The organism is Leisingera aquaemixtae (assembly GCF_006740765.1).
Classification (GTDB): Bacteria; Pseudomonadota; Alphaproteobacteria; order Rhodobacterales; family Rhodobacteraceae; genus Leisingera; species Leisingera aquaemixtae.
Genome location: NZ_CP041159.1, coordinates 848,077 through 861,278 on the forward strand (window position 1 = coordinate 848,077; position 13,202 = coordinate 861,278).

Genomic DNA, 13,202 nt, shown 5'->3' on the forward strand with positions numbered 1-13,202 from the left:
AGACCCCGAAAAATGGGGCGGAGCGAGGCAATTAGTGGCGGTATTCCCATGACTGAGATGGTCTATGGCGCGGTTCCTGTGCGGGCAGGCGAGCCGATCCTTCCGAAATGGTGGCGGACGCTGGATAAATGGACGATGTCCTGCATCCTGATGCTGTTCGTGATCGGCCTGCTGCTGGGGCTTGCGGCTTCGGTGCCGCTGGCGGAGCGCAACGGCTTCGGTAATTTCCACTATGTGCAGCGGCAGGCGGTGTTCGGCCTGACGGCGCTGGCGGCGATGCTGGTGACTTCGGTGATGTCGCCGGTGCTGGTGCGGCGGCTGGCGGTGGTCGGCTTTGCCGTGGCCTTTGTGGCGCTGGCGTTTCTGCCCATTTTCGGCACCGATTTCGGCAAAGGCGCGGTGCGCTGGTATTCGCTGGGCTTTGCCTCGCTGCAGCCGTCGGAGTTCCTGAAGCCCGGCTTCATCGTGGTCGCCGCCTGGATGATTGCCGCCAGCCAGCAGATCAACGGCCCGCCGGGCACGCTGATGTCCTTCGCGCTGTGCATGATGGTGGTGATGATGCTGGTTCTGCAGCCTGATTTCGGCCAGGCAAGCCTGATCCTGTTCGGCTGGGGCGTGATGTATTTTGTGGCTGGCGCGCCGATGCTGCTGCTGGTGTGCATGGCTGCCGTGGTCGTGATGGGCGGTATCTTTGCCTATAACAGCTCGGAACACTTTGCCCGCCGCATCGACGGCTTCCTGAACCCGGATGTCGATCCCACCACCCAGCTGGGCTATGCCACCAACGCGATCCGCGAGGGCGGTTTATTCGGCGTCGGCGTCGGCGAGGGGCAGGTGAAATGGTCACTGCCCGATGCCCACACCGATTTCATCGTCGCCGTCGCGGCAGAGGAATACGGGCTGGTGCTGGTGGCGGTGCTGATCGCGCTTTATGCGCTGATCGTGGTGCGCTCGCTGTTCCGGCTGATGCGCGAGCGCGATACTTTCATCCGGCTCGCAGGCACCGGCCTCGTGTGCATGTTCGGCGTGCAGGCGATGATCAACATGGGGGTTGCGGTTCGGCTCTTGCCCGCCAAAGGCATGACCTTGCCGTTTGTCAGCTACGGCGGATCCTCGCTGATTGCCACCGGGATCGCAGTGGGTATGCTGCTGGCCTTTACCCGGACGCGCCCGCAGGGCGGGATTGCCGATTACCTGAACGGCCGCGGCCGCTGACGAGATTTGGAAAGAGACCAACTTGGATGGCACAGAAACTGCTATTGATGGCTGCCGGCGGAACCGGCGGCCATATGTTTCCTGCACAGGCGCTGGCCGAGGCGATGCTGGCGCGCGGCTGGCGGGTGAAGCTGTCGACGGATGCGCGCGGCGCGCGCTACACCGCCGCCTTTCCAAGCGCGGTGGAGATTTCCGAGGTGTCCTCTGCCACCTTTGCCCAGGGAGGGCTGCTGGCCAAGGCGCTGGCGGGGCCGAAGATCGCGGCCGGCGTTGTGTCGATGGCCGCGCAAATGCGGCGGGAGCGGCCTGATGCGGTGATCGGGTTCGGCGGCTACCCGTCGATCCCGGCGCTGGGGGCGGCCACGCTGCTGAAGCTGCCGCGGATGATCCATGAGCAGAACGGCGTGCTGGGCCGGGTGAACCAGCTGTTTGCCAAGCGGGTGGCGGGCGTGGCCTGCGGCACCTGGCCGACAGCTTTGCCCGATGGGGTGCCGCATGAACACGCGGGCAACCCGGTGCGGGCCGCGGTGAGGGAGCGGGCCGGTGCCGCCTATATCCCGCCGGGCGACTATCCGATGTCGCTCCTGGTGATGGGCGGCAGCCAGGGCGCGCGGATCCTGAGCGATGTGGTGCCCCCTGCGGTGGCCGCGCTGCCGGAGGAGCTCCGCCGGCACCTGCGCGTCTCGCATCAGGCGCGGGAAGAAGACCTGGAGCGGGTCAATGTGTATTATGCCGAACATGGCATCAACGCTGACGTGCAGACCTTTTTCACCGACGTGCCCGCCCGCATGTCGGAGGCGCAGCTGGTGATCTCGCGTTCGGGGGCGTCTTCGGTCGCCGATATCTCGATCATCGGGCGGCCCTCGATCCTGATCCCCTTTGCCGCCGCGGCAGGCGATCATCAGACCGCAAACGCCCGCGGGCTGGTTGACGCCGATGCCGCCGTGATGATCCCGGAAAGCGCCCTTGATATCCCGGTGCTGGCGGAGCATATGGGCGCAATTCTGAGTAACCCGCGGGCCGCCACGCAGATGGCGGCGGCCGCACTAGACGCCGGGGTTCCCGATGCCACCGAACGCCTGGCGGCCTTGGTGGAACAGCTGGCCGAAGAAGGATAAACGTTATGAACCCTGCAACCAAACTGCCCGGTGACGTCGGCCCGATCCACTTTGTCGGCATCGGGGGCATCGGCATGTCGGGCATCGCCGAGGTGCTGTTGAACCTCGGCTATATGGTGCAGGGGTCGGACCTGAAATCCTCCAAGATCACCAGCCGGCTGCAAGAGCTGGGCGCGCGCATCTTCGTGGGCCAGAAGGCGGAGAACCTGGAGGAGGCCGCGGTTGTGGTGATCTCCTCGGCGATCAAGCCGGGCAATCCGGAGCTGGACGAGGCCCGGCTGCGCGGCCTGCCGGTGGTGCGCCGCGCCGACATGCTGGCCGAGCTGATGCGGCTGAAGTCGAACGTTGCCATTGCCGGCACCCACGGCAAGACCACCACCACCACGATGATGGCGGAACTGATGGTGGCCGGCGGCTTTGATCCGACAATCATCAACGGCGGCATCATTCACGCCTATGGCTCCAACGCGCGGATGGGGCAGGGCGAATGGATGGTGGTCGAGGCGGATGAAAGCGACGGCTCCTTCAACCGGCTGCCCGCGACCATCGCCGTGGTGACCAATATCGACCCGGAGCATATGGAGCACTGGGGCGACTTCGATCGCTTGCGCGACGGGTTTCTGGAGTTTGTCTCCAACATCCCGTTCTACGGCATCGCGGTCTGCTGCACCGACCATGCTGAGGTGCAGGCGCTGGTGGGCCGGATTTCCGACCGCCGGGTGGTGACCTATGGTTTCAACGCGCAGGCCGATGTGCGGGCGGTGAACCTGACCTACAAGGCGGGTGTCGCGCATTTCGACGTGGTGCTGCAGGCCGAGGAGCGGGTGATCGAAGGCTGCACCCTGCCGATGCCGGGAGACCACAATGTCTCCAACGCGCTGTCGGCGGTTGCGGTGGCGCGGCATCTGGGCATGAACAGCACTGAGATCCGCGAGGCGCTGGCGGCCTTCGGCGGCGTCAACCGGCGCTTCACCAAGGTGGGTGAAGTGAACGGCGTCACCATCATCGACGATTACGGCCACCACCCGGTGGAAATCGCCGCGGTGCTGAAGGCGGCGCGCCAGGCCTGCGAGGGGCGGGTCATTGCGGTGCATCAGCCGCACCGCTATTCGCGGCTGTCGAATCTGTTTGAAGATTTCTGCGCCTGCTTCAACGAGGCCGATGTGGTGGCAATCGCCGAGGTCTTTGCCGCGGGCGAAGAGCCGATCGAGGGCGCCAGCCGCGATGACCTGGTGGCGGGCCTGATCCGCCACGGCCACCGCCACGCGCGTGCCCTGCTGAACGAGGAAGACCTGGAGCGCCTGGTGCGCGAGCAGGCCCGTCCCGGCGACATGGTTGTCTGCCTGGGCGCGGGCACCATCAGCACCTGGGCCAACGGCCTGCCTGAAAGGCTGGAACGCTGAGGGGTGCGGCAGCAGACGGGGGCTCTGCCCCCCGCCGCCGGTGGCGGCTCCCCCCGGGATATTTCCGGCCAGAAGAAGCTGGCAGGGTGAGGAACGCGGTGTGACGCTGTCGCTGACCCTTGCTGCCGTCTGGGCGCTGGCCGCCAATATCCTGGCGATGATTCCCAGCCGCGACGGCCATTGGACTCGGGCCTACGTGCTGATTGCGCTGTGGATTCCGCTGCTGGGCTATGTGACCTGGGAGAACGGCCCCTGGTGGGGGCTGGCGCTGCTGCTGGCGGGGATGTCGGTGCTGCGCTGGCCGGTCATTTACCTGGGCCGCTATATCAGGCGCTCGCTGCGGCGCTGACAGGCGCACCCCGGGTGGTGCGCTTAACGAAATTTTTCCAGTCCGCCGGTATTACTGCCTGAGAAATACGACTGCCCTAGGATTATTCGGTTCTGTTTTTGAGTGCCGGCATGTGTCTGCCGGCGGGGAGGCTTGTATGGCCGCTGTGATTGCAATCTGGCTGGCGTTCGGCGCCGCTTGGCTGTTCGGATTTTATATTCTCGCCCGCCACCGGTGGCACCGGCTGGCCAAGGGTCTGGTGCTGGTTTGGGTGGCCATTCTGATCTGGCTGGCGGTCAGCCGGTTTGAGCAGAATCATGAACACGACGTCCGCCAGGTCGTGTTGTCCCTTTATTTCAACGGCCATCTTGTTTACGGACTGTGCGCGTTCATAGGCTGGAAACTGGGGCAGAAAAGACGATGGCGGCGCGTTCTGAAATCATACTTCCGGCGGCTCGCGGGCGGCTGACCCGGCAAAAGCTGCTGGCGGAGCTGACCTGGCTGCGGGTGGGCGGCCCGGCCGACCACCTGTTTCAGCCTGCGGATACTGAGGATCTGGCAGACTTCCTGCGCCAGCTGGACCCGGGCGTGCAGGTGTTCCCGATGGGGGTCGGCTCCAACCTGATCGTGCGCGACGGCGGATTGCGCGCCGTGGTGATCCGGCTGGGCCGCGGCTTTAACGGCATTGAAACAGACGGCGATACCGTAACCGCCGGGGCCGCGGCGCTGGATTCGCATGTGGCGAAAAAAGCGGCGGATGCGGGTATCGACCTCACCTTCCTGCGCACCATTCCCGGCTCGATCGGCGGTGCGGTGCGGATGAACGCGGGCTGCTACGGAAGCTATACCGCGGATGTTTTTGTCTCTGCCACTATCGTGACGCGGGCAGGCGAGATCCGCGAGATCACCGCTGATGAGCTCGGCTTTCAGTACCGCCAGACCGACTTTCCCGAAGGCGCGGTTCTGGTTTCGGCCACACTGCGCGGCCCCAAGGGCGACCCGGCGGAGCTGCACGCGCGGATGGAAGCGCAGCTGCACAAGCGGGATGAGACCCAGCCGGTCAAGGACCGTTCGGCCGGGTCCACCTTCCGCAACCCGGCAGGGTTCTCTTCGACCGGGCAGGCGGATGATGTGCATGACCTGAAGGCCTGGAAAGTGATCGACGACGCCGGTATGCGCGGCGCCCGGCGCGGGGCTGCGCAGATGAGCGAAAAGCATTCCAACTTCCTGATCAACACCGGTGGCGCCACTGCCGCAGATCTGGAAGGCCTGGGCGAAGACGTGCGGAAAAAGGTTTACGAGAATTCCGGCATCAGGCTAGAGTGGGAAATCATGCGGATAGGTGATCCGCTTCCCGAATAGCTTGAAAACCTGAATGCTGACAAAGGCTTCTGTTGCCGCAGCTTGGGGTCACCATGTGGTTCCGGCGGGACCCGGGCAGCGGCAATTGTTAAACGTGGTAAAGGCAGTGTTAACGCGCCGGTAAGGATTTGGGCGTTAGGGTGCCGAAGAGGCGGCAATGGCATGCCGGTTGAAGGGGCTGCAGCCCCGCCAGACACTGGGGCGCGCAGCCCCGCAAGAACCGGCCGGGGGAACCCCGGCACCAAGGTATAAGGCGGGCCCGTTCAGGGCTCCAAGAACCAGGGGCAGAAAAGCCCCGCATATTGAGGCGCTTCGTGGTGAGTAAGTCGAGCAGGGCACTCCCGAAAGTCGCGGTGCTGATGGGCGGACCGTCAGCCGAACGCGAGGTATCGCTGTCCAGCGGCCGTGAATGCGCGGCCGCTTTGCGCGGTGAGGGGTTCGAGGTTGTTGAGGTGGACGCAGGCCGGGATCTGCATGCGCGCCTGGCAGAGGCAAAGCCGGATGTGGTGTTCAACGCGCTGCACGGGCGCTGGGGCGAGGACGGCTGCGTCCAGGGTCTGCTGGAGTGGCTGGGCCTGCCCTACACCCATTCCGGGGTGCTGGCCTCGGCGCTGGCGATGGATAAGCAGCGCTCCAAGGAAGTCTACCGGTCTGCCGGGCTGCCGGTGGTGGACAGCGGGCTTTATGGCAAGGATGAGGTTACGGCCGGCCACGTGATGGCGCCGCCCTATGTGGTGAAGCCCAACAACGAGGGTTCCAGCGTCGGCATCTATATCGTGCATGAGGCCGCCAACGGCCCGCCGCAGCTGTCGGAGGAGATGCCGCAGCAGGTGATGGTGGAAACCTACGCGCCGGGGCGCGAGCTGACCACCACCGTGATCGGGGACCGGGCGCTGACGGTGACCGATATCCTGACCGACGGCTGGTATGACTATGATGCCAAGTACAAGCCGGGCGGCTCGCGCCATGTGCTGCCTGCGGACCTGCCGCGGGAAATCCACGACCTGTGCCTGGAATATGCGCTGAAGGCGCATGAGGCTTTGGGCTGCCGCGGTGTCAGCCGCACCGATTTCCGCTGGGATGAGACCCGCGGCGCCAGCGGCCTGGTGCTGTTGGAGACCAACACCCAGCCCGGCATGACGCCGACCTCGCTGGTGCCGGAGCAGGCGGCTTTCTGCGGCATGACCTTTGGCCAGCTTTGCGCCTGGATGGTGGAGGATGCCTCATGCAATCGCTGAAGGGGCGGTTCCGCCGCAGCGCAGAAGGGCGGGCGGACCCGGCGCCGTCGCGGCTGAAGTACCGGCTGCAGCGCTGGATGCTGACGCCGGGTATCCGCTTCGGGCTGCGCTTCGGAGTGCCGCTGTGCCTGGTCCTGGCGGCCGGCAGCGCCTATCTGGCGGATGAGGGGCGCCGCGACACGCTGCAGGGGCTGGTCAACGATGCCCGCGCCGCCATTCAGGAGCGGCCCGAGTTCATGGTCAAGGTGATGGCGGTGGACGGGGCAGGCACCAGCGTGGCCCAGGATATCCGTGAGGTGGTGCCGCTGGATTTCCCGGTCAGCTCCTTCGATCTGGATCTGGAGCAGATCCGCGATGTGATCACCGGGCTGGATCCGGTGAAATCCGCAAGTGTCAGGATCCGCCCGGGCGGCATCCTGCAGGTGGATGTCGAGGAGCGCCAGCCGGCGCTGATCTGGCGCAGCCGCGAGGGGCTGGCGCTGCTGGATGAAACCGGCACCCATGTCGCCGAGCTGGGCCGCCGCAGCCTGCATCCCGATTTGCCGCTGATCGCGGGCAAGGGGGCGGCCGGGCACGCGGCGCAGGCGCTGCGGTTGTTCGCGGCGGCAAAACCCCTGGGGCCGCGGCTGCGCGGCCTGGTACGTATCGGCGAACGGCGCTGGGACTTGGTGCTGGACCGCAAGCAGCGCATTATGCTGCCAGCGGAAAATCCGGTGCGCGCTTTGGAGCGGGTGCTGGCGGTGAGTGAAGTTCAGGATTTGCTGGAGCGCGATGTGGCAGCGGTGGATATGCGTCTGGCTGGGCGCCCGACCATCCGCATGTCCGAAAACGCAGTGGAAAACTGGTGGCGCATCCGGCAGTTGAATGGGGGCGGGCAGTAACATGACAGATCTCTATCAGTCGCAGCGGGCAATGCGGCAGATGCGCCGTCAGGCGATGCAGCGCGGCGTGGTTGCGATTCTGGACGTGGGCAGCTCCAAGATCGCCTGCCTGGTGCTGCGGTTCGACGGCACCGGCCGCCTCAGCGAGGACGGCTCGATCGGGGCGCTGGCCGGGCAGTCGGGCTTCCGGGTGATCGGCGCCGCCACCACGCGGTCGCGCGGGGTGCAGTTCGGCGAGATCACCGCCATGCAGGAGACCGAGCGCGCCATCCGCACCGCCGTGCAGGCAGCGCAGAAGATGGCCGAAGTGCGGGTCGACCACGTGATCGCCTGTTTCTCCGGCGCCAATCCGCGCTCTTACGGGCTGGACGCGGCGCTGGATCTTGAGGGCCAAGTGGTGTCGGAGCATGAGGTCGCCCAGGTGCTGGCCGCCTGCGAGGTGCCGGAATACGGCGCGGGCCGCGAAGTGCTGCATGCGCAACCGGTGAATTTCGCGCTCGACAACCGCTCCGGCCTGGCCGATCCGCGCGGCCAGATGGGGCAGACCCTGGCGGTCGACATGCACATGCTGACGGTCGATGCCATCGCGGTGCAGAACCTGGTGCGCTGCATTCAGCGCTGCGATCTGGAGCTGGCGGGGATTGCCTCGTCGGCCTATGTGTCCGGCTTTTCGGCGCTGGTCGAGGATGAGCAGGAGCTGGGCGCGGCCTGTATCGACATGGGCGGCGGCTCCACCTCGATCTCGATCTTCATGAAGAAGCACATGATCTATGCCGACGCAGTGCGTCTGGGCGGCGATCACATCACCAGCGACATCTCGATGGGGCTGGGGGTGCCGCTGTCCAATGCGGAGCGGATCAAGACCTTTTGCGGCGGCGTCCATGCCACCGGTGCCGACGACCGCGACATGATCGACATCGGCGGCGATACCGGCGACTGGGAGCATGACCGCCGCACCGTCAGCCGGGCGGAGCTGATCGGCATCATGCGCCCCCGCGTCGAGGAGATCCTGGAAGAAGTGCGGGCGCGGCTGGATGCGGCCGGGTTCGAATACCTGTCCAGCCAGCAGATCGTGCTGACCGGCGGCTCCAGCCAGATCATGGGGCTGGACGGGCTGGCGAGCCGCATCCTGGGCCAGCAAGTGCGCCTGGGCCGGCCCTTGCGGGTGCACGGCCTGCCGCAATCGGCAACCGGGCCTGGCTTTGCCTCTGCTGTGGGCTTGTGCCTGTTTGCGGCCCATCCGCAGGATGAATGGTGGGACTTCGACATGCCCGCCAGCCGCCATCCGGCCGGCACCCTGGGCCGCGCCGTGCGCTGGTTCCGCGAAAACTGGTAATCCGAACTCAATTCCACCGTCATGGTCAAAGAGGGCGTGACAGCGCCGGAGGGACCCGTTAAGTTGTGCTTAACGTCCGCGAAAAGCGGCGAGTCAGCAGGCCGGGCAGTGGCCAGCCAGATACCAGTCAGACCTTCTCCCGCACTCGGCGATGTGCGGGTGCTGCTGCTGTGTTGTGTGTGGCTTGTGCTTAAACCGCAATATCTGCTAGGGACGGCGAAATACCGCGATTTGGTCTTAGAATGAGACCTTATTTTGTGGCACAAAGTGCTTTTTGGGATGACGAAACATCCCCTCCGCGGTAAGATTATGGTGAATAGGACAGGAATAAGCCCTTTGCGGGAGGGCGGGTAACACAGGCGGTAAGAGCATGACGTTGAATCTTTCGATGCCCGGGCAGGAAGAGTTGAAGCCGAAGATCACGGTATTTGGTGTCGGCGGGGCCGGCGGCAACGCCGTCAACAACATGATCGAGAAAGAATTGGACGGCGTTGAATTCGTCGTGGCCAATACCGACGCGCAGGCGCTGCAGCAGAGCGCGGCCAAGGCCCGCATCCAGCTGGGTGTGAAAGTGACCGAAGGTCTGGGTGCAGGCGCCCGCCCGCAGGTCGGCTCTGCCGCCGCTGAGGAAAGCATCGAGCAGATCGTCGACCACCTGGCCGGCGCGCATATGTGCTTCATCACCGCGGGCATGGGCGGCGGCACCGGCACCGGTGCGGCGCCGATTATCGCGCAGGCCGCGCGGGAACTGGGTGTGCTGACCGTCGGCGTCGTGACCAAGCCGTTCCAGTTCGAGGGCCTGAAGCGGATGCGCCAGGCTGAGGCCGGCGTCGAGAGCCTGCAGAAGGTGGTCGACACGCTGATCATCATCCCGAACCAGAACCTGTTCCGCCTCGCCAACGAGAAGACCACCTTCACCGAGGCGTTCTCGATGGCGGATGACGTGCTGTACCAGGGCGTCAAGGGCGTGACCGACCTGATGGTCCGTCCGGGCCTGATCAACCTCGACTTTGCCGACGTCCGCGCGGTGATGGACGAGATGGGCAAGGCGATGATGGGCACCGGCGAGGGCGAAGGCGAAGACCGCGCCGTGCAGGCCGCCGAGAAGGCGATCGCCAACCCGCTGCTGGACGAGATCAGCCTCAAGGGCGCCAAGGGCGTGCTGATCAACATCACCGGCAGCCACGACCTGACCCTGTTCGAACTGGACGAGGCCGCCAACCGCATCCGCGAGGAAGTGGATCCGGATGCCAACATCATCGTCGGCTCTACCCTGGACACCGGCATGGAAGGCCGGATGCGGGTCTCCGTCGTTGCCACCGGCATCGACGCCACCGACGTGAACACCGATATGCCGGTGCCGCGCCGCCCGATGTCGGCACCGCTGCGCCAGACCGTTACCGTCGAGGAAACCCGCGCCGCGCCGCTGGAACTGCAAACCCCGGTTGAAGCGCCGCGGGCCGCGGAGCCCGCGCCGGCGCCGCAAGCCGCAGAGGCCGCCGCCACCCTGGAAGAGCCGTCGCTGTTTGAAGAGCTGAACGTGCAGCAGGCCGCCGCGCAAGAGCAGTCCGACGACGTTTTCGAAGAGCCGGAGCAAATGGGCGACGACGGCCTGCCGCCGCCGGCCTATCGGCCGCAGGTGCCGGAATTCCGCCCGCAGGCGGATACCGCCACCCAGCAGCCCGACGTCTTTGTCGCGCCCAAGGCACCCGCACCGGGCACCCCGTCGCCGCAGGCGCTGGAGCGGCTGCAGGCGGCTGCCCAGCGGGTTCAGCAGCCGCACGCCCAGCAGCCGCGCCAGGTGGCGCCGGTTTCGCCGGCACCGCAGCAGCAGCACCAGCACCAGCAGCAGCCCGAGGGGCAGCGCCGCTTTGGCCTCAATTCGCTGATCCACCGGATGACCGGAACGGCCGAAGCTCCGGCAGCGAAGCATCAGCCGCAGGCCGTGCGCCAGCAGCCCGCGATGCAGGCGCCGGCCCCCTCGGCGCAGCCGCAGCAGGCCCAGGCACATCAGCCCGATCCCGACCAGGAACGCATCGAAATCCCCGCTTTCCTGCGCCGCCAGGCAAACTGACGCATCACTTATCACGCTGAAGAAAGCCGCCTTGGGGCGGCTTTCTTTGTTTTTTATCAAGGGTTTGGGCGGATCTGAGCGGTGTTTTGCCTATCTGTTACAGCCATGTTTCAAACCGTTACAAAGATTGAGTTGTAGGATTTTTTCCAAAACCTTAACTCTCTTTCGCAACACGGCCCGTGAGGCCGGACATGGTGAAAAGAGGCACAACGTGCAGAATACGCTCAAGGCATCGGTGGCATTTGAAGGGGTCGGCCTGCATTCCGGTAAGCCCGCCCGCATGGTCCTGAACCCGGCTCCGGCGGGGCATGGGATCGTGTTCAAACGCACCGACATTGCATTGGGCAACACCGTGGTTCCGGCGCGCTGGGACCTGGTGGAGCGCAGCCCGCTCTGCACCCGGCTGGTCAACACCTCCGGCGTCAGCGTTTCCACCGTTGAGCATGTCATGGCGGCCCTGGCCGGCTGCGGCGTGCATAATGCGCTGATCGAGATCGACGGCCCGGAAGTGCCGATCGTGGATGGCTCCTCAGCGCCGTTTGTGCGCGGCATCATGAAGTATGGTGTGCAGCGCCAGGGCGTCCCGGCGACCGCTTTTGAGGTGCTGAAGCCGGTGACTGTCGAAAAGGACGGCGCCCGCGCCACCCTGCTGCCGTCGGACCGGCTGACCATCGAATTCCACATCGACTTTGCCGAGGCCGGCATTGGCCGCCAGAGCAAGGTTCTGGACATGCGCAACGGCAGCTTTGCGCGCGAGCTGTGCGACAGCCGCACCTTCTGCCGCCAGGCGGATGTCGAATCCATGCAGGCCAACGGTCTGGCCCTGGGCGGTGTGCCGGGCGAGAACGCGGTTGTGTTTGACGGGGACCGTGTCGAGAGCGGCGCGGGCCTGCGCCACTCGGATGAGCCTGTACGCCACAAGATGCTGGACGCCCTGGGCGATCTGGCACTGGCCGGGGGGCCGATCTTGGGGCGCTACGTTGGCGAGCGCGCGGGGCACGCGCTGACCAACACCTTGCTACGCGCTCTGTTTGCGGAGCCCGGCGCGGTCCGGGCCGTCGCCTGCGATGCGGCGATGACCGCACGGCTTCCCGGGCAGGGGCTGATCTGGTCGGAAATCCCGTCGGAACAACGCCGCGTGGCATAAGGCAGAAAACCAGGAACGAGCGGACAACTGGCCCGGGACCCCCTTGTCCCGGGTCTTTTCCTGCGGCCGGAAGGGCGGCGCCGGGGGCGTGCCTTCCCGTACAGCCTTGACCGCAGGCCGCTTTCTCTGCCAAGTGAGCGCGGAAGTGGCGAAAGGCGTTTTGCGCGCCATTCGAATGTGCTAGAGACGGCATAACCGGGGCGGACACCCGTAAGTCAATGACGGTGAGGTTAGGCACTATGAACGGCATCAGGGCAGGAGCCAGAACCCTCGGCGCGGTCGTTCTGATGGCGGCGCTAGCGGCCTGCGGCGGCGACGGCGGCGCGGTCAAGCGCGGCGACTCGGTCGAGGCCTATTCCCCCGATCAGATCTATGAACGCGGCGAGTTCGAGCTGGCCAACCGGCGGCCCAAGGATGCGGTTTATTATTTCGCCGAGATCGAGCGCCTGTACCCCTATTCCGAATGGGCGAAACAGGCGGTGATCATGCAGGCCTTTGCCTATCACTCCACCCGGGATTACGAGAACAGCCGCGCCGCCGCGCAGCGGTTCATCGACTTTTACCCGGCGGACGAGGATGCGGCCTATGCCCAGTACCTGCTGGCGCTGAGCTATTACGACCAGATCGACGAAGTGGGCCGCGACCAGGGTCTGACCTTCCAGGCGCTGCAGGCGCTGCGCACGGTGATCGAGGTTTATCCGGACAGCCAGTATGCCACCTCGGCAATCCTGAAATTCGACCTGGCCTTCGACCATCTGGCGGGCAAGGAAATGGAGATCGGGCGCTACTACCTGCGCCGCGGCCACTATACCTCTGCGATCAACCGCTTCCGGGTGGTGGTGGAGGAGTTCCAGACCACCAGCCACACGCCGGAGGCGCTGCACCGGCTGGTCGAGGCCTATCTGTCGCTGGGCCTGACCGCTGAGGCGCAGACCGCCGCGGCGATCCTGGGGCACAACTTCCAGTCAACCGAATGGTATGAGGACAGCTTCAGGCTGCTGACCGCGCAAGGGCTCAAGCCCAAGGACCGCGGCAACAACTGGCTGAGCCAGATCTACCGGCAGACGGTGAAAGGGCAGTGGCTGTAACGGCTGCTGCGG

At 65.6% G+C, this 13,202-nt stretch carries 12 protein-coding genes; all 12 read left to right on the forward strand.

Going from position 1 to position 13,202, the window contains the following annotated elements:
- The first annotated feature begins 48 nt into the window (after positions 1 to 48).
- The 12 genes from ftsW (at position 49) to R2C4_RS05880 (ending at position 13,190) form a co-directional block, all read left to right on the forward strand.
- A complete protein-coding gene (gene ftsW / locus R2C4_RS05825; RefSeq protein WP_058284428.1) occupies positions 49 to 1,215 on the forward strand; it encodes a putative lipid II flippase FtsW in 1,167 nt (388 codons plus the stop codon).
- A 26-nt stretch (positions 1,216 to 1,241) separates the two neighbouring features.
- Positions 1,242 to 2,333 (forward strand): UDP-N-acetylglucosamine--N-acetylmuramyl-(pentapeptide) pyrophosphoryl-undecaprenol N-acetylglucosamine transferase, encoded by a 1,092-nt coding sequence (locus R2C4_RS05830; RefSeq protein WP_141889939.1) that lies wholly within the window; start codon positions 1,242 to 1,244, stop codon positions 2,331 to 2,333.
- 5 nt (positions 2,334 to 2,338) lie between these two features.
- Positions 2,339 to 3,736: a UDP-N-acetylmuramate--L-alanine ligase gene (murC, locus tag R2C4_RS05835; protein ID WP_141889940.1), complete on the forward strand. Its 1,398-nt coding sequence runs from the start codon at positions 2,339 to 2,341 to the stop codon at positions 3,734 to 3,736.
- Positions 3,737 to 3,836: 100 nt separating this feature from the next.
- Entirely contained in the window at positions 3,837 to 4,085 is a 249-nt protein-coding gene (locus R2C4_RS05840) for a DUF2484 family protein (protein ID WP_141889941.1), read from the forward strand.
- 136 nt (positions 4,086 to 4,221) lie between these two features.
- Positions 4,222 to 4,533, forward strand: coding sequence for a hypothetical protein (locus R2C4_RS05845; RefSeq protein WP_141889942.1), 312 nt, complete (start codon positions 4,222 to 4,224; stop codon positions 4,531 to 4,533).
- A complete protein-coding gene (gene murB, locus R2C4_RS05850; protein WP_141889943.1) occupies positions 4,485 to 5,426 on the forward strand; it encodes a UDP-N-acetylmuramate dehydrogenase in 942 nt (313 codons plus the stop codon). Before R2C4_RS05845 ends, murB begins: the two co-directional genes overlap by 49 nt.
- 359 nt (positions 5,427 to 5,785) lie before the next feature.
- Positions 5,786 to 6,664 carry a D-alanine--D-alanine ligase gene (locus R2C4_RS05855; RefSeq protein WP_244940823.1) on the forward strand — a complete coding sequence of 293 codons (879 nt, stop codon included), beginning with the start codon at positions 5,786 to 5,788 and terminating at the stop codon, positions 6,662 to 6,664.
- Complete coding sequence (locus tag R2C4_RS05860; RefSeq protein WP_058284435.1) at positions 6,652 to 7,545, forward strand: cell division protein FtsQ/DivIB; 894 nt, start codon at positions 6,652 to 6,654, stop codon at positions 7,543 to 7,545. Before R2C4_RS05855 ends, R2C4_RS05860 begins: the two co-directional genes overlap by 13 nt.
- 1 nt (position 7,546) lies before the next feature.
- The gene (ftsA, locus tag R2C4_RS05865; RefSeq protein ID WP_058284496.1) at positions 7,547 to 8,881 is read left to right on the forward strand and encodes a cell division protein FtsA; all 1,335 of its coding nucleotides are present in this window, start codon (positions 7,547 to 7,549) and stop codon (positions 8,879 to 8,881) included.
- Between the two features lie 370 nt (positions 8,882 to 9,251).
- On the forward strand, positions 9,252 to 10,955 hold the full coding sequence (ftsZ, locus tag R2C4_RS05870; protein ID WP_141889945.1) for a cell division protein FtsZ: 1,704 nt from the start codon (positions 9,252 to 9,254) through the stop codon (positions 10,953 to 10,955).
- 211 nt (positions 10,956 to 11,166) lie between these two features.
- Complete coding sequence (gene lpxC, locus R2C4_RS05875) at positions 11,167 to 12,102, forward strand: UDP-3-O-acyl-N-acetylglucosamine deacetylase (protein ID WP_058284437.1); 936 nt, start codon at positions 11,167 to 11,169, stop codon at positions 12,100 to 12,102.
- A 239-nt stretch (positions 12,103 to 12,341) separates the two neighbouring features.
- On the forward strand, positions 12,342 to 13,190 hold the full coding sequence (locus R2C4_RS05880) for an outer membrane protein assembly factor BamD (protein ID WP_058284438.1): 849 nt from the start codon (positions 12,342 to 12,344) through the stop codon (positions 13,188 to 13,190).
- Positions 13,191 to 13,202: the final 12 nt, after the last annotated feature.